The sequence below is a fragment of the Streptomyces sp. NPDC088147 genome (assembly GCF_044741565.1).
Taxonomy (GTDB): Bacteria; Actinomycetota; Actinomycetes; order Streptomycetales; family Streptomycetaceae; genus Streptomyces.
This window is the reverse complement of the sequence record NZ_JBIUSY010000007.1, coordinates 162,108-183,242: the sequence shown is the minus strand read 5'-3', so window position 1 is coordinate 183,242 and position 21,135 is coordinate 162,108. Positions and strand designations below refer to the sequence as shown.

General features: G+C 69.1%; 23 protein-coding genes. 15 read left to right on the top strand and 8 right to left on the bottom strand.

Features of this window, described 5'->3' with window-relative positions:
- Nucleotides 1-67 precede the first annotated feature (67 nt).
- The 6 genes from ACIOGX_RS24405 to ACIOGX_RS24380 all read right to left on the bottom strand — a co-directional run bounded on the left by ACIOGX_RS24405 (nucleotide 68) and on the right by ACIOGX_RS24380 (nucleotide 5,976).
- On the bottom strand, nucleotides 68-1,780 hold the full coding sequence (locus ACIOGX_RS24405; RefSeq protein ID WP_401916162.1) for a chitinase: 1,713 nt from the start codon (nucleotides 1,778-1,780) through the stop codon (nucleotides 68-70).
- Nucleotides 1,781-2,020: 240 nt separating this feature from the next.
- On the bottom strand, nucleotides 2,021-2,728 hold the full coding sequence (locus ACIOGX_RS24400) for a nucleoside/nucleotide kinase family protein (RefSeq protein ID WP_401916160.1): 708 nt from the start codon (nucleotides 2,726-2,728) through the stop codon (nucleotides 2,021-2,023).
- A gap of 36 nt (nucleotides 2,729-2,764) precedes the next feature.
- A complete protein-coding gene (locus ACIOGX_RS24395; RefSeq protein WP_356514426.1) occupies nucleotides 2,765-3,208 on the bottom strand; it encodes a hypothetical protein in 444 nt (147 codons plus the stop codon).
- Nucleotides 3,209-3,371: 163 nt separating this feature from the next.
- Nucleotides 3,372-3,794, bottom strand: a complete 423-nt coding sequence (locus tag ACIOGX_RS24390) for a DUF3592 domain-containing protein (RefSeq protein WP_356514428.1) — start codon at nucleotides 3,792-3,794, stop codon at nucleotides 3,372-3,374.
- A gap of 9 nt (nucleotides 3,795-3,803) precedes the next feature.
- A complete protein-coding gene (locus tag ACIOGX_RS24385) occupies nucleotides 3,804-4,478 on the bottom strand; it encodes a hypothetical protein (RefSeq protein ID WP_401916155.1) in 675 nt (224 codons plus the stop codon).
- A gap of 28 nt (nucleotides 4,479-4,506) precedes the next feature.
- Nucleotides 4,507-5,976: a hypothetical protein gene (locus tag ACIOGX_RS24380; protein ID WP_356514432.1), complete on the bottom strand. Its 1,470-nt coding sequence runs from the start codon at nucleotides 5,974-5,976 to the stop codon at nucleotides 4,507-4,509.
- A 521-nt stretch (nucleotides 5,977-6,497) separates the two neighbouring features.
- On the opposite strand from ACIOGX_RS24380, the gene ACIOGX_RS24375 reads away from it, so the two are divergent.
- The 14 genes from ACIOGX_RS24375 (at nucleotide 6,498) to ACIOGX_RS24310 (ending at nucleotide 19,143) form a co-directional block, all read left to right on the top strand.
- Nucleotides 6,498-7,367: a hypothetical protein gene (locus ACIOGX_RS24375; RefSeq protein ID WP_401916152.1), complete on the top strand. Its 870-nt coding sequence runs from the start codon at nucleotides 6,498-6,500 to the stop codon at nucleotides 7,365-7,367.
- Between the two features lie 241 nt (nucleotides 7,368-7,608).
- Nucleotides 7,609-8,319 carry a Flp pilus assembly protein CpaB gene (cpaB, locus tag ACIOGX_RS24370; RefSeq protein WP_401916149.1) on the top strand — a complete coding sequence of 237 codons (711 nt, stop codon included), beginning with the start codon at nucleotides 7,609-7,611 and terminating at the stop codon, nucleotides 8,317-8,319.
- Between the two features lie 7 nt (nucleotides 8,320-8,326).
- A complete protein-coding gene (locus ACIOGX_RS24365) occupies nucleotides 8,327-9,583 on the top strand; it encodes a CpaE family protein (protein ID WP_401760747.1) in 1,257 nt (418 codons plus the stop codon).
- Nucleotides 9,584-9,768: 185 nt separating this feature from the next.
- Nucleotides 9,769-10,236 carry a pentapeptide repeat-containing protein gene (locus ACIOGX_RS24360; protein WP_401916146.1) on the top strand — a complete coding sequence of 156 codons (468 nt, stop codon included), beginning with the start codon at nucleotides 9,769-9,771 and terminating at the stop codon, nucleotides 10,234-10,236.
- 3 nt (nucleotides 10,237-10,239) lie between these two features.
- On the top strand, nucleotides 10,240-10,605 hold the full coding sequence (locus ACIOGX_RS24355; protein ID WP_356514442.1) for a TadE/TadG family type IV pilus assembly protein: 366 nt from the start codon (nucleotides 10,240-10,242) through the stop codon (nucleotides 10,603-10,605).
- 110 nt (nucleotides 10,606-10,715) lie between these two features.
- The gene (locus ACIOGX_RS24350; RefSeq protein WP_356514444.1) at nucleotides 10,716-12,056 is read left to right on the top strand and encodes a CpaF family protein; all 1,341 of its coding nucleotides are present in this window, start codon (nucleotides 10,716-10,718) and stop codon (nucleotides 12,054-12,056) included.
- Nucleotides 12,057-12,157: 101 nt separating this feature from the next.
- Nucleotides 12,158-13,099, top strand: a complete 942-nt coding sequence (locus ACIOGX_RS24345; protein ID WP_356514446.1) for a type II secretion system F family protein — start codon at nucleotides 12,158-12,160, stop codon at nucleotides 13,097-13,099.
- A gap of 33 nt (nucleotides 13,100-13,132) precedes the next feature.
- A complete protein-coding gene (locus ACIOGX_RS24340) occupies nucleotides 13,133-14,017 on the top strand; it encodes a DUF5936 domain-containing protein (RefSeq protein ID WP_356514721.1) in 885 nt (294 codons plus the stop codon).
- Nucleotides 14,018-14,110: 93 nt separating this feature from the next.
- Complete coding sequence (locus ACIOGX_RS24335) at nucleotides 14,111-15,448, top strand: histidine kinase (protein WP_356514448.1); 1,338 nt, start codon at nucleotides 14,111-14,113, stop codon at nucleotides 15,446-15,448.
- Nucleotides 15,449-15,547: 99 nt separating this feature from the next.
- Complete coding sequence (locus ACIOGX_RS24330) at nucleotides 15,548-16,633, top strand: response regulator (RefSeq protein ID WP_384764620.1); 1,086 nt, start codon at nucleotides 15,548-15,550, stop codon at nucleotides 16,631-16,633.
- A 296-nt stretch (nucleotides 16,634-16,929) separates the two neighbouring features.
- Entirely contained in the window at nucleotides 16,930-17,166 is a 237-nt protein-coding gene (locus ACIOGX_RS24325) for a hypothetical protein (RefSeq protein WP_356514452.1), read from the top strand.
- Nucleotides 17,167-17,168: 2 nt separating this feature from the next.
- Nucleotides 17,169-17,861, top strand: a complete 693-nt coding sequence (locus ACIOGX_RS24320; protein WP_401916140.1) for a pilus assembly protein TadG-related protein — start codon at nucleotides 17,169-17,171, stop codon at nucleotides 17,859-17,861.
- Between the two features lie 32 nt (nucleotides 17,862-17,893).
- A complete protein-coding gene (locus tag ACIOGX_RS24315) occupies nucleotides 17,894-18,490 on the top strand; it encodes a hypothetical protein (protein ID WP_401760754.1) in 597 nt (198 codons plus the stop codon).
- Nucleotides 18,490-19,143, top strand: a complete 654-nt coding sequence (locus tag ACIOGX_RS24310; RefSeq protein ID WP_383973068.1) for an OmpA family protein — start codon at nucleotides 18,490-18,492, stop codon at nucleotides 19,141-19,143. The genes ACIOGX_RS24315 and ACIOGX_RS24310 overlap by 1 nt, the downstream gene beginning before the upstream one ends.
- Before the next feature lie 78 nt (nucleotides 19,144-19,221).
- On the opposite strand, the gene ACIOGX_RS24305 is transcribed toward ACIOGX_RS24310, so the two are convergent.
- Together ACIOGX_RS24305 and ACIOGX_RS24300 are read right to left on the bottom strand one after the other, a co-directional pair.
- The gene (locus ACIOGX_RS24305; RefSeq protein WP_326810764.1) at nucleotides 19,222-19,413 is read right to left on the bottom strand and encodes a hypothetical protein; all 192 of its coding nucleotides are present in this window, start codon (nucleotides 19,411-19,413) and stop codon (nucleotides 19,222-19,224) included.
- Between the two features lie 9 nt (nucleotides 19,414-19,422).
- Nucleotides 19,423-20,274 (bottom strand): Scr1 family TA system antitoxin-like transcriptional regulator, encoded by an 852-nt coding sequence (locus tag ACIOGX_RS24300; RefSeq protein WP_401916136.1) that lies wholly within the window; start codon nucleotides 20,272-20,274, stop codon nucleotides 19,423-19,425.
- Between the two features lie 281 nt (nucleotides 20,275-20,555).
- Here ACIOGX_RS24300 and ACIOGX_RS24295 point away from each other — a divergent pair, with 281 nt between their 5' ends.
- Nucleotides 20,556-21,083 carry an ATP-binding protein gene (locus tag ACIOGX_RS24295; protein WP_401916133.1) on the top strand — a complete coding sequence of 176 codons (528 nt, stop codon included), beginning with the start codon at nucleotides 20,556-20,558 and terminating at the stop codon, nucleotides 21,081-21,083.
- Nucleotides 21,084-21,135: the final 52 nt, after the last annotated feature.

The window sequence follows — 21,135 nt, the reverse complement described above, 5'->3', positions numbered from 1 at the left end:
GCTGCTGGTTCGCGGGGCCCGGTCCGTGAGGGGTGTCCCCTCCGGCCCGGACCTTCGGCCGGACCTGCTACGGCAGGCTGTGGACGTGCGGGCCGACGGCGTTGGACCAGGCGTTGCCGGCGGTCGCGTCCCAGTTGGTGGACCAGGTCATGGCGCCGCGCAGGCCGGGGTAGGTCTTGGAGGGTTTGAAGGAGCCGCAGTTCGTGCCCTTGGTCAGGCAGTCCAAGGCGTTGTTCACGATGGAGGGTGCTACGTAGCCGCTGCCGGCTCCGCGTGTGGAGGCGGGGACGCCGATGCCGACCTGGGAGGGGTCGAGGCCGCCTTCGAGCTGGATGCAGGCGAGGGCGGTGAGGAAGTCGACGGAGCCCTGTGAGTAGACCTTGCCGTCGCAGCCGAGCATGGAACCGCTGTTGTAGTACTGCATGTTGACGACGGTGAGGATGTCCTTCACGTTCAGGGCGGTCTTGAAGTACTCACCGGCCGTCGACTGCATGTCGATCGTCTGCGGCGCCATCGTCAGCACCATGCCCGCGCCCGCCTTCGCGGACAGCTGGCGCAGCGCCTTGGTCATGTAGGTGGAGTTGAGGCCGTTCTCCAGGTCGATGTCGACGCCGTTGAAGCCGTACTCCTGCATCAGCGCGTAGGCGCTGTTCGCGAAGGCGGTCGCGGAGGCGTCGCTGTTGACGGAGATGCTGCCCTTCTCGCCGCCGACCGAGATGATCACGGACTTGCCCGCGGCCTTCTTCGCGGCGATGTCCGCCTTGAAGTCGGCGACGGAGGCGTAGCCGACGGCCGGGTCGAGGTTGAAGGTGATCTGGCCGGGCGTGGTGGTCGCGTCGGCGAACGAGACGGCGATGATGTCGTACTGCGCCTGCACGTCACGGAGCTTCTGGACGGTCGCGCCGTTGTTGAAGTTCTGCCAGTAGCCGGTCACCGCGTGCTTCGGCACGCCGGGGCCCGGGTTGCCGCCGCCGCCCTGGGAGGTCCTGCCGGTCACGGTCGCGGACTTCGCGGACTCACCGGCCGCGTTGGTGGCGGTCACCTGGAAGTCGTACGAGGTGTTCGCGGCCAGCCCCGTCACGGTCGAGGACGTACCGCTCGCCGACTGGACCTTCGTACCGGCCCGGTACACGTTGTAGCCGGTCGCGCCGGACACGGCGGTCCAGTTGAGGGTCACGGACGACGACGTCACCGACCCGACCGCCAGCCCGGAGGGCGCGCCGGGCACCTGGGGCTCGGGGTCGCCGCCCCCGCCGCCGTCGGGGCCGAAGACGGACACGTCGTCCGCGTAGTAGGCGCTCTGGCCGTACCACCCGTGGGTGTAGACGGTCACGGACCTGGTCGAGGCGCCGGTCCTGAAGGTGGTGGTCAGCTGCTTCCAGCCGGAGCTGTCCGGAGTCCAGGCCGACACATCGGTGGTGCCCGTCCCCTCGGCCCCGAGATACGCGTATCCGCCCTGGACCCAGGCGCTCAGCGTGTACGTCGAGTTGGGCTGTACGGCGACCGCCTGGGCGCACTTGGCGTTGTCCTGGCCGCCCGGGGTGGCCCGGAGCGCGGCGGCGCCCCCGTGCACGGGAGATCCGACGGTGGCCCCACTGCCCGCCGAGCAGGTCCAGTTGGTGAGCCCGGACTCGAAGCCCGCGTTCTTGGCCACGTTGACGTCGGCGGCCTGCGCGGTTCCGGTGAGCCCGGTCAGGCTCAGCGCGCCGGCGGCCAGCACGGCCACCGTCCCGCCGATCCAGGTTCTGATACGTCGTCTGCCGCCTGGTGCACGTTCCACTTGCTGCCTCCGGCTGGGGTTCGGGGATGGAGGTACGTGAGAGGGGGAACGGTGGCCACCGTCGGGCGTAAAACTGGTCCAGACCAATCAAGTTGTCAAGACCTGTGGCAGCAGGTCGTACACGAAGGGGTGGGGCAGGGCCGGTCCGGAACCGTCCGGTCCGGGCGGGCGGGCTGCATCCGGGCAGGGCCGGTCCGGGCTGGGTGGGTCCGGGCAGGGCCGGTCCGGCCGGACGCGCGTTTACGGAGCGTCCCCCGGCGCTTCGCCGTTCGCGAAGGTCACCACGAGATCGGCCGCGGACCGGCCCGGGGCGACCAGGCGGGCGTTGGCCTCGTCGGACTCCAGGACGAAACGCTCCGCCTCGGCGGGCGGCTTGCCGAAGCGCTCGTGGCGGGCGATCAGCCTCCGTACCCGTTCCTCGTCCGCCAGATCGACCCACCAGGTCTCGTCGAGCAGCCCGCGCACCTCGCTCCACGGGCCGTCCGGCCCGTCGTCCAGCAGGAGGTAGTTCCCCTCCGTGATCACGAGAGGCACATCGGGCGGGACGGGGATGGTCCCCGCGACCGGCTGCTCCAGCTCCCGGTCGAAGCCGGGCGCGTACACCGTCTCGCCCGCCCGCGCGGTCCGCAGCCGCCGCAGCAGGGCGGTGTAGCCGTACGGGTCGAAGGTCTCCGGAGCGCCCTTCCGGCCGAGGAGGCCCAGCCGGCGCAGCTCGGTGTCGGCGAGGTGGAAGCCGTCCATCGGGACCAGGACCGCGCGGTCCCGGCCGAGCGCACCGGCGATGTGGGCGGCGAGCGTGGTCTTGCCCGCGCCGGGCGGCCCGGCGATTCCGAGGATCCGGCGGTGGCCGGGACCGGCCGTGCCGCCGGTGTCGTTCGCACCGTTCGCGGCCAGGCGCCGCGCGCGCTCAAGGAGGTTCCGGAGTTGCCGGGGTCGCTGGGGAGTCATGCGCCGAGCGTATTTCGGCAGCCGCGGCCGGAACGTTCAGTCCTCCTGGAGCCGTTCCACCGCGTAGCCCGTCACGCACCCGACCACCAGCACCGCGTTCGACATCAGCAGCCCCTCGGCCGCCAGGTCCTGCCACTGGAGCGACATGTTCAGTGCCTGCGCGGCCACCGGCACGGTGAGGACCGCCGCCAGATGCTGCACCGTGGCGTCGCGGAACGGCTCGTGGTGGAAGCGTCCCGCCGCCCACGCCGCGACGGCGATGCAGACGGCGTTCGGCAGATGGATCAGCAGCAGTCGGCCGGTGAACGTCTCCAGCTTCTCGTCCGAGGCCAGATGGTCGTAGACCAGCGTGGCCTGGAGATACTCCGTGATGAGCAGCATGACGATGCCGGCCGCCCAGGCGCGCATGAGCGCGAAGACGGGTGCTCCGCCTCCGCCGTCCCGGCGCGTGGGCGCCCTCGGATAGTCGTACCGCGTCATCGCCTCTCGCCTCCGAACGGATGGCTGAACAGATCGCCGTGCATCAAATCCTCGTACTTCAGGTCGTTCTTCAGATCGTTTCGCTGTCGATTCGTTTCCCGGGCCGGGGCGGTCGGGCCGGGCCCGTGCCCGGTGTCGGCCCGCCCCGGCCCGCGGCGCCGGCTCAGATCGCCGTGAACACCAGCACCGCCGCGAAGCAGGCCGCCGCCAGCCCGCACCCCGTCACCAGCAGGACGTACTGCGCCACCGGCGACCAGTTGCCGCGCCCCGCGACCGTCGCGGTGCGCTCGGGGGCCGCCGGGTCGTACGCCACCGTGACCTGCGAGCCGACCCGCACCGCGCCCGTCGCCAGATCCTCGAACTCGACGCTCCGCCCGTCCGGCGTGCGGAAGGAGAAGACGTACCGGCGCGCGTCCGAGCGGTTGTACGGCTCGCTCTCGATCCGTACGCACACACCGGCCGCCCGGCCGCCCGCCCGCAGCGCGCGTGTCACCGCCGCCAGCCGCCGGGCGTAGTGGGCCGCCAGCCAGCCGAACAGCAGGGTCATGCCCCCGAAGAAGACGTAGTCACCGCCCGGGATGTCCATGGTGGCCGCCTACGTGAGGGTGATCGAGTCGATGATCTTCGTCAGGTCGCCGTCGCCGAGTCTTCCCTTGGCCGCGTCGACCCGTACCGCGTACGACTTCTTCGCGGAGTCGAGCCCGGCGACGATCACGCCCTTGATCCGGGAGCCCTTCTCGGTGAACTCGAAGTCGATGCGCCGGGCCTCCGTCCTGCCCTCGGGGCCCGCGACCTCGACCTTGCGCTGCTTTCCCAGCGTCGAGCCGAGGGCGATGCCCGCCTCGGCGCCGATCGCCGCCTCGTCCACCGAGTCGGCGTTGGTGAAGTCGAGCTGGACGGTGATCATTCCGACGTCCTTGCCGTCCTTGGTGAGCGTCGCCGCCGCCGCGTTGTACGTGCTCCGCTCACCGGCGCTCTGGGGAGTGAAGGCGGGCGGGTGGGCGACCGTGACCGCGGACGTCTTCAGCGTGCCCCAGCCCTCGGGCACCACTCCGGCCGTCGTGTCCGTACCGCACCCGGCCACCAGCGCGACGACGGCGGCGCAGGCGGCGGTGACGGCGGCAGCGGCCGGCCGGCGCGGTGTCCTCCCGCTTCTCGGGCCGCTCCCGCTTCTCGGGCCGCCGCCGACGCCGCTTCCCGGGCCGCTCCCGGTGCTTCCGCCGTTCGCGCTGTTCGGCCTGGTCGGGGTGGTGATGGCGGGTGTCCTCATGGCTGGTGTGCTCCTGTCGCCGGCCGGGTCAGTTCGCACAGTAGCTGTACGGAAGATAGGTGCGGCTGTCCCCATGGGGTGCCCCCAGGAACCGCGCCTCGTCGAGGGTCTCCTCCTTCTTCTCGGTGGAGACCGAGAAGCCGAGGCTGAGTCCCAGGTTCAGCTCGAAGCCGTACTCCGCGGCCTCCGTGTTTCCGGTGTAGTTCGTCCGGCTGGAGAGCCCCTCGTCGAAGAGGAGCCGCCCGAACGGATCGTCCGCGCCGGGGCGCTTCGTCGGCGCGTGGTCGTCGAACATGTAGGTGAAGGGCGCGGCGTTGTCGCCGTGTCCGTCCAGCCACTCCTGCGCGATCCGGCGCTGCTCGTCGCCGTCGGAGCCGGGCGGGATGACCACGGAGTTGGTGACGACCTCGATACCGGTGGACCCGTCGGTGCCCTTCGCCCCGCCGCTGCCGCCGCGCTTGTCGTCGCCGTCCTTGCCGTTGTCCCCGCCGACCTTCACGCCGTCCTTCGTGGCGCCCTTCTCGACCGTGCGGGTCATGTCGATGCGCAGCAGCTCGCCGGTCTTCTTGTCGTGCGTGACGGTGATCGTGCCGGTCTGCGTGGTGGACGCGGAGGACTCGCCGCCGAGAGGCCCGGCCTCGTACCCGACCTTGCCGCCGTACTCGACGGCCGCGCTGTACGTGTACGCCTTGGTGCCCTTGAAGTCGTTGTCGGTCCAGGTCACCTCGGGCGAGAACTTGAAGGTGCCGCCGAGGGTGGCGCTCAGCTTCTTCTCGTCACCCGCCGACAGCTTGAGTCCGCCCGCCGCGCTGGCCTCCAGGCCGACCTTGCCGTAGCTGATGTGGCGGTTGCCGAGCTTCTCCTCGATCCGGTCGCGCAGCTCCTCCTCCTTGGCCATCGGGCCCTTGCCGAAGAGGTAGAGGATGCTGTTGCCGAGGCCGCCGCCGCGCGCGTTGGTGTTGCGGTTGGCCAGCTCGTACGTCTTGAGTTCCTCGATGTCGTCACGGAACGACGCGGCCTGCTCCTCGCTGTCGAAGACCCAGGTGTCGCCGTTGGTGACCTTGATCCCGGCGCCCAGCTCGACCTTGTCCGCGCCGAACTTGCCGATCTTCGCGCCCGGTTTCCAGTCCTTCTTGGCGGCGACGGAGGCGGCGTCGGTGAACGTCATCATGACCTGCTGGTCGTGCGCGTCAACCCTGCCGTCCTTGTTGAGGTCCTTGTTGGACTGGAACGTCGTCTGCTGGAAGCCGTACTCCTCGCCCCACTCGATGAAGAGGACCTTCGCCTTGGCGCCCGCCTTGTCGGTGACCGAGGAGATCTGGCACAGCGGCGGCTCGTAGTCGGCGTCGGTCCTGGGAGTGGCCCGGTCCTGGTCACCGCCGCCGCCCGCGTCGCAGGGGCCGCTGAAGGTGACCAGACAGCGCAGCCCGTCCGCGAGGGTCTGGTCGACTCCCGTACCGACCAGCGCCCCGACGACCGCCGCCACGACCACGATCACGCCCGCGTACTCGGTGGCCGTGGCCCCTCGGTCGCGAGCACCGTCGGGCGGCTTCTGTCGTTCCGTCCGGTGTGCCGTGCGGTGTGCCGCCTGGTGTGCTGCCTGGTGTGCCGTGCGGTGTGCCGTCCGGGGCGCCGCCCGGCGTCTCATCCGGCCTCTGATCCGGCTTCTCATCCGACCCGTCCCCCTCGGTGACCGAGTGCCTCTCGCACACGGAATCGGAAGGGGAGCGTACGGGCCCCGGTGATGCCCGTTCGTGGGCCCCTGGGCCCAACTCGGGCCCAAACCCGAGCGATTGGATGCGGAATTCGACCAAATGGAATATTAATTGAAACGGCAGTGAACAACTGACTGCTTCGCCCGCTTTGCCGGAGGCTGCCACCCGTATCCCTGGCATCGTCATCTGATAGGTGTTCTCTGCGCAGTACGAGGTGGATAAAGTGCTGAAGCAGAAGCACGGAGCAGGAGACAGAACTGCGGCCGTCGGGACTCCGGCGGCCGGAGCCGAACGGGGAACCAGCGTGCCGACCGCGATTGCTGTCACCAGTCCTGATCTGGTGCTACCACCGACGGACCAGCAGACGCCGACCGCGGCGCTGCTCCAGTCACCCGACGCCCAGCCACTGGACGCCGCGCTCGCCGACATGCAGGTTCTCGTGGAGCAGCACGGCTACGTCGTGGCGCTCTACCCCGCGTCGATCACGGCGGCTCACGAACGGCGCCTGCACACCGTCCGGTCGGTCCTGGAGACCGACCGGATCGCGCTGCTCAAGCTCGATCTGCCGCCGCTCGGCGTGGCCGTACTGGTGCGCCAGCTGCGGCAATTGTCCATCTGTGACTTCAGTGCCGGAATCGTCGCTTCAGCGGCCCGGCTGCTCTCGCACTACATCTACGCCGGGGCGCAGCTCAACTCCGTGACCAGGCTCGACCGGGTGCCCGTGAGCCTCAAGACCCATGCGAAGTCCTGGGTGCCCGGATCCCAGTTCGGAGTGCTCGCCAACCCGTCGCCCCAACTGATCAAGATCGGCGGAACCGGAAAACTCGCGGGCCCCGACTTCGGGACCCAACTCATCGTCGGAAAAGGGCAGTTGCAGTCCGACTGGGTGACCAAGACCCTCGCGCCCGCGTGGCGCGTCCAGGGGGTCCAGGAAAGCACTCTCCCGGCGGATTCGCCGCGCTGGTGGGGGACTTCCAAGATGGTCGAGTTCGCCGCGTTCCTGCCGGACATCTCCGTCCTCTATCAGCTGGTCTCCTCCGTACGAAGAGAGGTGTGTTCCTGGTGCGGCATCGAACTCATAGGTGATCGCTGTGGATTCTGTTCGGCTCCGCTGACGCCGCCGGAGAACCAAATGGGCGCCGCCGGTGTCCTGAACCACGGAACATCCACCTAGACGTACGCGCCGCACGTGCGGCACCGCTCACGACCCGTTCACGACCGGGGCGCTCTCCTCGCGCTCCTCCGGCCCCAGGGCCCGTTTCCTCCCCCGGCTCCCGATACCCCGATCCGCTCGTCAGACTCCCCCGCTCCCGCTTCGCACACCATTTCGACACACCGATTTCACACATCGGGCTCATTCTCAGTCCTGACACCCCGCCCTCACACTCACGTCACCGAACGAGGTTGCTCCGCCCATGAATTCACGGCAACGCCGCGGCGTCATACTCCTTCTTCTCTCGGTCCTCTGCGCCTTCGCCGCGTTCGCCGGTGTCCTCTCCGTGATCAGCGACGTGAATTCGAAGGTCGGACCCGAGGTGTCCGCGTACCGGCTGAAGGCGGACGTCGCGCCGTACACCCCGCTCACCGAGGGGCAGTTCGAGAAGATCAGCATGCCGAAGCGCTGGCTCTCCGAGAACGCGGTGACCGATCTGGCCGTCGTCAACGGAAAGATCGCCGTCACCCAGCTCAAGCAGGGCTCGCTGCTCCAGGACGACATGATCGTCAGCCGGCCCGCGCTCGCCAATGACGAGCAGGAGATCGCGATCATGATCGACGCGTCGACCGGTGTCGCCGGGAAGATCCTGCCGGGCGACCTGGTCAACATCTTCGCGACCTTCGCCGCCGAGAACAAGGACGCCCAGGCGCAGTCGCGGATCATCGTCCCCAACGCCAAGGTCCTCGAGGTCGGCAAGCTCACCGCACTCCAGCCCGACGAGAGCAACAGCAACCGCAGCGCGGCCACCAAGGCGGTGCCGATCACCTTCGCGCTGAAGACCAAGGACGCCCAGCGCGTCGCGTACGCCGAGTCCTTCGCGAAGCACGTACGCCTCGCGCTCCTCGCCGACGGCAGCCCCACCACGCTGCGCCCGGGGGAGAACACCTACACCCTCGAAGGGGACAAGTGAGGGACGTATGAGCACCAGAATCCTGCCGGTCGTCGGGGACGCCGACGCCGCCCGGTCCATCACGACTCTGCTCAGTCAGCTCCCTGACGCCGAGCCGGCCGCACCGGTCGGCGACTCCACCTCGCTGATCGACACCCTGGCCAGGCTGGCCGCCGAGTCGATCGACGAGCTGCCGGAAGTGGTCCTGGTCCATGAGCGGATCGGTCCCGTACCGGCGCTCGAACTGATCCGGGAAGTGGCCCTGCGCTTCCCGGCCGTCGGGGTCATCCTCGTCACCACGGACGCCGGTCCCGGCTTCTTCGCCGCCGCGATGGACTCCGGCGCCCGGGGTCTGGTCGGACTGCCGCTCTCGTACGAGGAACTCGCCCAGCGCGTACAGGCCGCGGCGGCCTGGTCGGTGGGCGTACGGCGCCATCTCGGCCAGGGCGCCGATGTGTTCACCGGCCCCGGCGGTACGGTCATCACCGTCAGCGGCGCGAAGGGCGGCGTCGGCACGACCATGGTCGCCGTCCAGCTGGCCCTGGCGGCACGGGCGTCCGGCATGAACACCGCGCTCGCGGATCTCGACCTCCAGGCCGGCGACGTCGCCTCGTACCTCGATGTGCAGTTCCGGCGGTCGATCGTGGACCTCGCCACCATCCAGGACATATCTCCCCGGGTGCTCCAGGACGCGGTCTACATCCACCCGAGCGGGATAGGGATGCTGCTGGCGCCGGGGGAGGGGGAGCGCGGCGAGGAGGTCAACGAACGGTCCGTACGGCAGATCGTCAGCGCGCTGCGCAACCGCTACGAGGTCGTCATCATCGACTGCGGCACCCAGATGAACAGCGCCAACGCCGCCGCGATCGAGATGGCCGACACCACCTTGCTGCTGACGACCCCCGATGTGGTGTCGGTCCGGGCGGCGAAGCGCATGGTGCGGCTGTGGGACCGGCTCCAGATCCGCAAGGCGGAGGAGACCGTGATCGTCGTCAACCGCCATACGCGCAACACCGAGATCCAGCCGCCGCTGATCGAGCGGATCACCAGCACCCGGGTCGCGCGCGTGACCATCCCGGCCAACTTCAAGGAACTGCAGTCCGCGGTCGACGCCGGCCGGATGCAGGACCTGGAGTCCAGGTCCACGGTGAAGCAGGCGATGTGGGGGCTGGCCGGGGAACTGGGCCTGGTGAAAACGCCCGAAGGCGGGGAGAAAAGCAGCAAGTTCAAGGGAGACCGCGGATCGGTCGGGGTCCTGCGCGGACGATCGAAGCAGCACGACTGATGAGGCCAGCCCACCCGCCGGAGGGGGAGCGTTGAAGCATGAGTGTCCCAAGAACAGACATACGACGATACGGAGAGGGCCCGGCCACGCGGCCGGGCGACGGCGGCTCGCACGCTGAGCGGCTGAGCGACGGCGACCGCTCGCGTGGCGACCGCCTGCGTAACGGCCGATCGCAGGGCGACCGCTTGCGTGGTGACCGGTCGCGTGGTGCGTGGCTGCGCTCTGTGCGGCTGCGCGGTGCACGGCTGCGCGGCGCGCGACTGCGTGACGCGCGGCTTCGCGACACGCGGCTTCGCGACGACCGGGGGCAGCTCGCCGTCGAGTTCGTCGGCATGGTGCCGATCATCCTGGGCACGGTGATCCTGCTCTGGCAGGCCGCCCTGGTCGGCTACACCTTCTCGCTCGCGGGCAACGCGGCGGACGAGGCGGTGCGGGCGGGCACGGTCGCCGAGACGGAGACGCTCGCGGCGGCCTGCGAGCGGGCCGGGACCGAGAACCTTCCCGGGGCCTGGAGCGCCACGATCCGGTGCAGCGACGACTCCGAAACCGGTCTGGTGGAGGCCGAGGTCGATCTCGAAGTGCCGGTGCTCTTCCCCGGCTTCAACATCCCGGTCACCGTCCCGGGCCAGGCCTCGGCCGTAAGGGAGAGCTGACCGATGGTGAAGCGCACAGCGCGCGGCGCGCGCGACCGGGGACAGATCGCCCTCGAATACGTCGGCGTCATCACCCTGCTGCTCGTCCTCGCCCTCGCCGCGATCCAGCTCGGGCTGGCCGGGTACGCCGTGACGCAGGCGAGCACGGCGGCGCGGACGGCGGCCCGAGCCGCCACGTACAACGATGTCAACCTGTCACCTCAAGCGGCCGGTGAGGCCGCGACGAGCGACTGGCTGACGGTCAACATCCCGGATCCGGCCATCAGCGGCGACGAGGTGACGGTCACCGCGGAGGTCACGATCCCGGCCATCCTGCCCGGCATGGACCTGCCCAAGGCCAAGAGGAGCGCCACCATGCCCCTCGACTGACCGGGGCGTCCGGCCGCACGCTGGTCATGGACGCGACCACGCACATCACCACCGCATCACCGCACCACCGCACCACCCGAGCACACCAGCAGAACCTGGGAGTTGAGGACATGAGCCTGCGGGCGCGCATCAACAGCCCCGAGCCGACGAACGGGCACAGCGAGGAGAGTCTCCTCGTCGGGGTCTACCGCGCCAAGCTCCTGGAGGAGATCGACCTCGCCGAGATGTCCGCGCTCGCCGCGGCCGAGCGCCGGGCCCGCCTCGAGCGGGTCCTGAGCCACATCATCAGCAGGGAGGGCCCGGTCCTCTCGACCGTCGAGCGGTCCCAGCTCATCCGCCGGGTCGTCGACGAGGCCCTCGGTCTCGGCATCCTGGAGCCCCTGCTCGAAGACGCCTCCATCAGCGAGATCATGGTGAACGGCGCGGATCAGGTCTTCGTCGAGCGCGGCGGCCGGCTGGAGCAGCTGCCGATGCGGTTCACCTCCAACGAGCAGCTGATGCAGACCATCGAACGCATCGTCTCCACGGTCAACCGCCGTGTGGACGAAGCGAATCCGATGGTCGACGCCCGGCTGCCGTCCGGCGAGCGTGTGAACGTGATCATCCCGCCGCTCTCGCTGACCGGGCCGATCCTCACCATCCGGCGCTTCCCGAGGGCCTTCACCCTTCAGGAGATGATCGGCCTCGGTTCGCTGGACGAGCAGATGATGGTCCTGCTGTCCGGTCTGGTGCGTGCCAAGTTCAACGTGATCGTGTCCGGCGCCACCGGCACCGGCAAGACGACGCTGCTCAACGCCCTCTCCGGACTCATCCCCGACGGTGAGCGCATCGTCACCATCGAGGACTCCGCCGAGCTCCAGCTCCAGCAGTCCCATGTGATCACGCTGGAGAGCCGCCCCTCGAACGTGGAGGGCAAGGGCCAGGTCACCATCCGCGACCTCGTGCGCAACTCCCTGCGCATGCGCCCCGACCGCATCATCGTCGGTGAGGTCCGTGGCGGCGAGACACTCGACATGCTCCAGGCGATGTCCACCGGTCACGACGGCTCGCTCGCCACCGTCCACGCCAACAGCGCCGAGGACGCGCTGATGCGACTCCAGACCCTGGCCTCCATGTCGGAGGTCGAGATCCCGTTCGTGGCGATCAAGGACCAGATCAACAGCGCCGTCGATGTCATCGTGCAGCTCACCCGGCACGCAGACGGCTCCCGCCGGGTGACCGAGATCGCCATCGTGGACTCGCACGGCCGCGAGGAGTACCGGATCGTCTCCGTCTGCCGCTATATCGCCCAGCCGGTGTCCGCGGACGGGCGGGTGCACGGGAAGTTCGAGTACTACCCGCTGCCGCGCCGGATCGCCGACCGTCTCTACCTCAAGAGCGAACCCGTCCCACCGGCCTTCGGGGTCGCTGCCGCGGAGGAGGAGCTGGCCGTACGCAAATCGGCGGCCTGAACCGATCCGACGTCCGCTCCCCGGCTCCCCGCCCCTCCCCGCCCGCCCCGCCCCAACATCGTCCACACTCCACCTCGTCCACCGAGAAGGTCCCGCACGACATGGATAATCTCCCGCTCCTGACGATCGGCGTCACGCTGCTCACCTGTGTGCTCGCCGTTATCGGCGTGCACATCTACGCGTCGGGGAAGGCCCAGCGGCAGGTACTCGTCGCGCGCATGTCCCAGACGGGACAGATCTCCACGGTGTCCGGCCGCCGCCGGCACTTCGTCGGTGTCGACCAGTGGCTCCGTACGACGAAGCTCGGCAAGCGCATCGAGCGCAAGATCGCGGTGACGGGCCTCGATCTGACCCCCGGCGAGTACTTCGTGTACGTCGTGGCCGGACTGCTCGCGCTGTACTTCAGCATCGGCGCGATCTTCGCCCAGTTCTTCGGCATCCTGGCGGCGCTGATCGGCGTGTGGGGCGCCAACGCCTTCCTCAACTGGCAGCGCACCAAGCGCACGGAAGCCTTCATCAACCAGCTGCCCGAGCTGACCCGCGTACTCGCCAACGCCACCCAGGCCGGACTGGCCCTGCGTACCGCCCTGGCGATGGCGGCCGAGGAACTCGACGACCCGGCGGGCGAGGAACTGCGCAAGGTCGCCGACCAGCTCGCCGTCGGCCAGTCCATGGACGACGCGCTCGGCGAGCTGTCCGACCGGCTGCCCTCACGTGAACTGGTCGTCCTCGTCACCACGCTGGTCCTCTCCAGCCGGGCCGGCGGCCAGGTGGTGAGTTCGCTGCGCAACCTCACCGAGACGCTGGACGAGCGCAAGGAAACCCGCCGAGAGGTCAAGACCATGCTCTCCCAGATCAAGGTCACCGCCGTGGCGGTGCCGATGCTCGGACTCGGCTTCCTGCTGGTGATCAACGCCATGTCGTCCGGAGCTCTGGACAAGATGACGGGAACGGTGCTCGGCCAGGCCGCGGTCGTGGTGGCCTTCGCGATGTACGGCGTGGGCTTCTTCCTGATCCAGCGCATGTCCCGCGTCCAGGTCTGAGTCCGGGTCCCAGGAAGGAGGAGAGAGAACATGATGGGTCTACTGCTCGCGGTCGTCGTCGGACTGTCCGTCTACGGAGCGTTCCAGGGCGTCCGTCTCTACCGCGCGGACGCCAAACTGCCCAGCGACCTCGCCATCGCGCTGGAGGTCGGCGCCACCCGCACCACCGCCGTCGGCTCCGGCATAGACCGGCTCGGGATGCGCTACGCCCCGTCCGTGCTCCGCATGATGGGACCCAAGCGCGTCGACGCGCTGCGCCGCCGCCTCGACATGGCGGGCAACCCCGGCGGTATAACGGTGGACCGCTATGCCGCCCGTCGCGCGGTCTACGGCATCCTGGGCGTGCTCGCGGCGCTGGCGCTCGTGATGCGCGGACAGCCGGTCATCGCTCTTATCGCGCTCGCGTACGGCCTGGTGTGGACGGACGTCATCATCCGCTCGCACATCGCCCGCAGGAAAGAGGACATCGAGCGCACCCTGCCCGACTTCCTCGACGTCCTCGCCGTCGTCGTCTCCGCCGGTCTCGGCTTCCGTCAGGCACTGGAGCGTGTCGCGGAGAAGTACAAGGGCCCCTGGTCCGACGAACTTCGCATCACGCTGCGCCAGATGGACATGGGCGTCAGCCGGCGCGAGGCGTTCGACCAGCTGCGCAAGCGCAACGCCTCCGAGCAGGTGTCGATGTTCGTCACCGCGCTCCAGCAGGGCGAGGAGCTGGGTGCCCCGATCGTGGACACCCTGATACAGATCGCCAACGACATGCGCCGCACCGACGCGCAGAACGCGCGGCGCCGGGCCGCCCAGGCCATCCCGAAGACCACGCTCGTCGTCACGATGGTCATGCTCCCGGCCACCATGCTGTTGATCGTCCTCAGCTTCTACTACGGTTCCGGCGTCGACTTCGGGGACATCCTCGGCTAGTGACTCCACGACGGCGACCCCGGCACGGCGGCCTCAGTATCAGCGACCGACGAAGCGTGAACCCGATCCCCAGTACGGGAGGTGACCCCCATCATGGCCCAGAAGACCCTCATCCTCGCGGGCGGCAACAGCAGTGAGGTGCCGCGTTCGGCCACCGCCGACCCGAAACACGTTCCGGCACTGCCGATCCAGGTGAACGCCCTCCAGGCGCTGTGCCGACAGGTCTTCGGGTTCCGTCTGGCGATGATCGCGCTCGCCGCTCCCTTCGCCCTCAGGAATACCGCACCCGGTCTCGGGACCTGGCTCGTCGGTGTGGCCGTTCTCGTCACCTTCATGGGCTCCTACGTCCTGCTGCGTGACTGGGAGCGCTTCGGTCCGTTCCTGCTGCGCCACCCCGTGCTCCTGGCGGCGGACATGTTCTTCGGCGCTCTGCTGCTTGTGACAGCGTCCCCGGACTCGACGCTCGCGTACGTCACCATCTGCACCCCGCTGCTCGCCGGGCTGGTGTACGGCTGGCGCGGCGCCGCGCTCTTCGCCGTACTCCAGTCGCTGATCGTCGCCGGGGCGTACGCCGTCAACAACGAGGCGGAGGCGGGCTTCAACGCCCTGCTGCTCCCGGGGCTGTGCGTCATGGCGGGCGCGGTCGGCAGCACTCTGCGCAATCTGATGCTCGGCTTCGGCACCGCGAGCCAGGCGCTGACCGAGGCCCGCGCCCGGCTCGCGGTCAGCGGCGCGGTCGAGGAGGAACGCGCCAGGCTCGCCCGTGAGATGCACGACTCCGTCGCCAAGACCCTGCACGGCCTGGCCATGGCGGCGGACGGCCTGGCGAGCTCGGCGGACCGGATGGAACCGCGCACCGTCAAGCACCAGGCCGAACTGGTGGCACGCTCGGCGCGCCGGGCCGCCGCCGAATCACGGGAGCTGCTCTCGGACCTGCGACGGGAGTCCGGGCTGGACGGCGGCATCGACGTCCTGGGGGAACTCCACTCCCGTACCGAGGACTTCGGCCGCCGCCACGGCATGTCCGCCACCTTCCGGCGGCTCGGTGACACCTCCGTACCGCCGATCCCGCATGCCGTGGCCCGGCACGCGCTGACCATCGCCACCGAGGCGATGGAGAACGCGCAGCGCCACGCGAAGGCCGAATCCGTCACCGTCTCGGCGGGCGTGGCCGGGGATGTGCTGCGTATCAGCGTCTACGACGACGGTCAGGGCCTGCCGCCCGGCACCACCCTCAACGATCTGCGGCGGGCGGGACACTTCGGACTGGTCGGCATGGTCGAGCGGGCCGCCTCCATCGGGGCGCGTATCCGCATCGGCAGGGGCCGGGCCGCGAAGGGTACGGAGGTACGGCTGGAACTGCCGCTCAACGCCCTGCGACCTACAGGAGAGGAACAGCGGCCACAGAGCCCTGTCCCGCAGCTGAACTGAACCTGATCCGACCCGATCCGACCTGATCCGACCCGAGCAGACCCGAACAGACCTGAAGCACCGCCCATTCGTCCCCACACTTGAGAGGAGGCCGCAGCCATGCCGGACGACATCTCCAGCACTTCCGGGCAACACTGGACGCAACAGGCTCATGCCTCGCAGCACACGTCCTCGCACGCCACACCGCTCAGCTCGGAACAGACCGCCGGAACCCCCGTATCCGCACCGCCGGCGGCATCCGGAGAACTCCCCGACTTCCCCCATACGATGCCGGCCGCGCCGGCCCTGCGCGTCGTGGTCGCCGACGACAACCCCGTGGTACGGGCGGGCCTCACCGTCCTGCTGTCCGGACGTGACGACATCGAGGTCGTCGCGGAGGCCCAGGATGGCCGCCAGGCGTATGAACAGGCCGTACAGCACCGGCCGGACGTGATCCTGCTCGATGTGCGTATGCCGGGGGTGGACGGGATCTCCGCCCTGCCTCATCTGGTGCGGCTGGCCCCGGTCCTGATGATGACGTACAGCCGTGAGAGCGAGATCGTCCACGAGGCGCTGCGGCTGGGCGCGGGCGGCTATCTCGTCCACGGCGAGTTCACGGCCGACCAACTGGTCGCGGCGGTCAGGGACATCAAGCAGGGCAGGGCCCACTTCACCTACTCCGCGTCCAGCGCGCTGCTGGCGACGGTACGGGGCGGCGCCGGCGGCCGGCCGGAGGGCGGGCAGCTGCCGGAGGGCCTGGGCACGGCGTTCACCGGCCCCGGTTATTTGCCGAGCGTTCCCGAGCAAACGTCTGCGTCTGCACATGCAATGCCTCCGGGGCACCCCCCGTACTTTCCGTCAACCAATGTCCAGGCTGGCGTGGTTGATCCGGAGTTGAACGCACAACAATTTGCTCAAGACTCTTCGCTTTCGCAAGCGAATGTGGGACATTCTCTTCAGGGGCGGCAACCGTCCGGGGCCTCGGCGGCCCTGTACTCCGAACTGAGCCAGCGGGAGGTGGAGATCATGGACCTGATCGGGTCGGGAATGACCAATCAGCAGATCGCCGCGGCCTGCTTCATCAGCCAGAAGACCGTCAAGAACCACATCAATCGCATCTTCGCCAAGCTCAACGCGGGCAGCCGCGGGGAGGCCATCGCCCTGTGGCACGGCATCACGCGCGGGGGGTCGGCGAGCCATGGCTGAACGCGCGCGAGACGAGCAGGCGACGGGGACGGCGGGCTCCGGCATGCCGGGCGCCGGGATACCGGATTCCGTGCGGCCGGGCTCCCCGCTGCCGGGCTCCGCGATACCCGGCGGGGCCCAATCCCCGCGTTGGGCCCTGGGTTGGGCCCTCAGGCCCATGCTGAGGGGTGCTTCCCCGGCGTACGTTTCTCATGTCGCCAGCGAGACCGGCCGGGAGGAAGCCGGAAACGCGAACGACACCAAAGACTCGTACGAGTCGGCCGGTACACGGCCGGCCGACACCGGAGGAGAACACCATGTCGAACATCACGCTGAAGGCCGCCACCAACGCCAAGCTCTACGTCGGCACCTGGGCGAACACGGCCGTCACGGCGATGAAGCGCCGCAGCGACAAGGGTCAGGGCGCCGTCGAGTACGTGGGCGTGATCGTTCTGGTGGCGCTGATCATCGTGGCCATCGTGGGCACCGGTGTGGCGGAGGACATCGCCACCGGCCTGTCGGACAAGGTCAGCGAGATCCTCGACGCCAGCTGATCATGAGCGATTCTCGCGAGTCAGGGCAGGCCGCCCCCATCTACATCACGATGGTGGCGGGCCTGCTCTTTCTCGCGCTCGCGCTCTTCGCGGTCGGTCAGGCCGGTGCGAAACACAGTGGTGCGCAGTCCGCGGCGGACGCCGCGGCCTTGGCGGCAGCCCAGGAGTCCCGCGACGACTTCGTCAGCGTGAACATCCTGGGGAATCTGGGGAATCTGCTGAACCCCGCATTTTTGGACGACATCTTCAACGGCAATCCCCTGGGCACCAATGTCGGGTGCCAGGCAGCGGCGCGTTTCGCCGACCGGAACGAGGCTGTTCTGGTGACGGACGACGAAGACGGCTGCCGTCCCGTGGACGACAGGTGGGGTTTCAAGGTCCGTGTCAGGACCCAGGAGCCGATGGGTGCCACCATCCTGCCGGGAATCGCGGACAAGAAGGCCGAAGCGTCGGCCACGGCGGTCGTGGAACCCCGGTGCACCTTCGAGCCCGCTGAAGATGAGGAGAATCCGCCCACAGAGGGCGACGAGTCGCCGCCGGACGAGGACAACCCGGACGACGCCGAGCCGGTGTCGCCCGGCTCGCTCAAGTGTGATGGCGGCACTATGTGGGAGATCGATCCGGAGGATCTCGATGACCTCGACCTGCTCCCGGACTCGGCCGATCTATTCTCCGTCCGACTGGCCCAGGACTGACCACCGCGAGTGAACGCAAAGGAACAGGATTAATGAGTCTGTGGCATGGGGCGAAGGCCCGTAGGGCGGCCGGGGCCGCTCTCGCTGTCGTGGCGTTGAGCATCTCCCTGACAGCCTGTGGGGGCGGCGACGCGGACAACAAGCAGAATACCGGGGCGTCGTCCTCCGCTCCTGGCGACGAGAAGCCCAAGGACGGTGCGGAGAGCGGTGGTACCACCGTCCCGGACACCAGCCAGACCTTGGCGACGATCAACGGCACCAACGGCTTTCAGGTCCTCATCCACACGGCTGTGCGGGACGAGGGCGGCTTCCTGACCGTCACCGGCACGCTCAAGAACACCTCAGGCTCCAACCAGTCCGTGCCGATCCACTGGAACGGTCTGGAGTCCCAGATCAAGGCCAAGGGCCGGTCGTTCGGCGGTATGACGCTCGTCGACAAGGCGGAGAAGAAGCGTTACTACGTCCTGCGGGACACCGACGGGAACCCCCTGACCACGACCGGCATCACCCGTGTGGACGGAGGGGCCAGCGTGACGTTCTTCGCCCAGTTCCCGGCCCCGCCGTCGTCCACGACCCAGGTCGACCTCCAACTGCCGCTGATGCCCTCCGCGACGATTGAGATCTCCTGATGCGTGCCACGACGCCCCGCGCGCGCAGGGCATCCAGGCGCCCGGCCGCGACGGCCCTCGCCGCCGTCGTGCTCTTCGCCGGTGTGCAGTTCACCATGGCACCCGGTGCGCACGCCGACGAGACCCCCAGTACGCCACCCGGCACCGAATCGACCTCGCCGCCCCCCCAGGTCGACGGCAACGCCTCCGGCCTCAAGCTCCGCGCGGGCGCCACCCTCGCGCCGGCCAAGGTGCTCGACATCATCTCGGTCATCGAGTCCGAGGGCGGTGAAGAGCGCCGTGAGGACACGAACGAGAACGTGAAGTTCGCGCTCCAGGCCGAGGTCCTCTTCGGCAAGGACAGCGCCAAGCTGTCGTCCGCCGCGAACTCCCGTATCGCCGCCATCGCCGAGGAGATCACGAAGCAGGGCGCGACGAAGGTCCGGGTCTTCGGCTTCACGGACAACCTCGGCTCCTCCGCGCACGGAGACGTGCTCTCCAAGCAGCGCGCCGAAGCCGTGCACGGTGTCCTGCAGCAGCAACTGACCTCCGCCGGGATCACCTTCGAGATCCGCGGCTACGGCGAGCAGTACCCGATCGCCGACAACAGCTCCGAAGAAGGCCGCAAGAAGAACCGTCGCGTGGAGGTCTCCTTCCCGCGCGGGGAGAGCTGACGGCTTTCCGGCTCGTCCGCTGATGAGGGGGCGGGTCCGCGACTGGTTCGCGGACCCGCCCCCTCACCACGTACGGGGTCAGAGCAGGTGGTCGGCCTTGCCGGCCTTGATCTCGCGGATCAGATTGCGCAGGGCGTCGCGGCTGTCGGTGAGGTAATGGTCCTCCTGGCCGCGTACGGAGATATAGCCATTGCCGTCGTCGTCCGTGCCTATGCGGAAGCAGTTGTTTCCCTCGCCGCAGAAGGCGTCTTCCCAGTGGATCTCTGACATGTCGACCTCTCAGAGCTCGTGTGCGATCCCGTGGATGAAGTCACGTGACTGTGCGGTGCTCAGAGCGTGCGTCTCCATCCAAGCGAAGTGAGCGCGGTATTTTACGAGTTCGCCCTCGGCGTGGCTGAACACGGGGCCATGGGCCGAGTCGAGCTGAACGGTGTCCAACTGCGACACAGGTCCCTCGGCATAGAGGACCGCGTGACCCGCGCCCGGGAAGGCCCCTGCCTGAACCGGCAGTATGCGCAGTTCGATGTTCTCGCGCTCGGACATGGCGCACAGATGCCGAAGCTGCTCGCGGGTGGCCCGGCGGCCCCCGAACTGCATACGGAGCGCCGCTTCGTGTACGTACCCGGCGTACCGCACCGGGTCGGGCCGGTCGAGCACCCGCTGACGTTCGAGCCGGTGGGCGACGCGCAGTTCGACGTCGGAGGCGGGGAGCGGAGGGAGCACCGCGGTGAAGACGGCGCGTGCGTATTCGCTCAGGTGCAGCAGCCCCGGAAGGTGAACTGTCTGGAGCGTACTCAGGCGCGTGGCGTGCCATTCCAACTCGGCGATGTCCAGGAGCCCTTCGGGTAGCGCGCCCCGGTACGCCTCCCACCACCCCTTGCCTCTGGCCATCGCCATTGCGGCCAGGGCGTCGACCAGGGCCTTGTCCTCGCACCCGTAGTTGCCGGAGAGCGTACGTACGCGTTCGACGCTGAGTCCGGATCGGCCGGACTCCATGTTGGGCACGTTGGTGCGCGGAATCTCCAGCAACCCGGCGGCGAACTCCGTGGTCATACCCGCGGCCAGGCGCATCTTCCGCAGCTCGGCGCCGAGCCGGCGTTGACGCTCCGTGGGTGAACTCCTCGGCGGCATTCCGCCCCTTCCGCCCATTCCTGCCTGAGTGATCCCAGTCTGCCGGTGGGTGCTTACCCGCTCAACCGCGGCACGACGACGTTCATCAAAGAGTAGTACACGTACTCCCGCATGCCCTACAGTCGGTAACGCACCACTCACGCAGACGAGTGGGAAGTGCGTCGCGCGGTCCTGCCCGCAGCTCCTTCCCTGGGAGGGGCGGTCCCGCGTCAGGGAGACGAAGCCACTGCTCAGCCGCGTCGCGGAGAACACCCAACTCGCCCCGCCCGAGGGAGACATCCATGCCGCTCACGCGCGCCACGCACTGCCCGGTGGCCCAACCCGTCCTCGCCAACGCGGGTCTCGCCGGCCGCCGCCGCACCCGGCCACCACGCCCCGAGGGCCTGGCCTACAGCTTCACCCTTCCCGGTGAGCCACACTGCGCGACGACCGCGCGTGCCACGATCCGGTCCGCGCTCTCCGTGCACGGGCTCGCCCCGTACGCGGACCTGGCCGCGCTCGCCGCGACGGAACTCATTGGCACGGCGGTCAAACTGACACCCGGTCGGGAACTCCACCTCTCCCTGCGCCACCGCGCGGGCGCCCTCCGCCTTGTCCTCTGGGACCAACACCCGCACCACACGGACCCCGACGACGTGAGCCTCTGCGCGACACGCCGCCGGGACGCGCTCTGGTTGCTCGCGGCATGCGTCGACGACTGCGGGGGCGAGTGGGGTACGGCCGAGGCGAAGCCGCCGCAGCGAGGGGTGAAGTCGTGGGCGGTACTGCCGTGTCGGCGCCTCGACGGACGCGGCGGGGCGCGCCTCTGAACCGACCTTCGTGGGGCCGGGGCCCGGGACGCACTGTCTGCGGGTCCCGGGC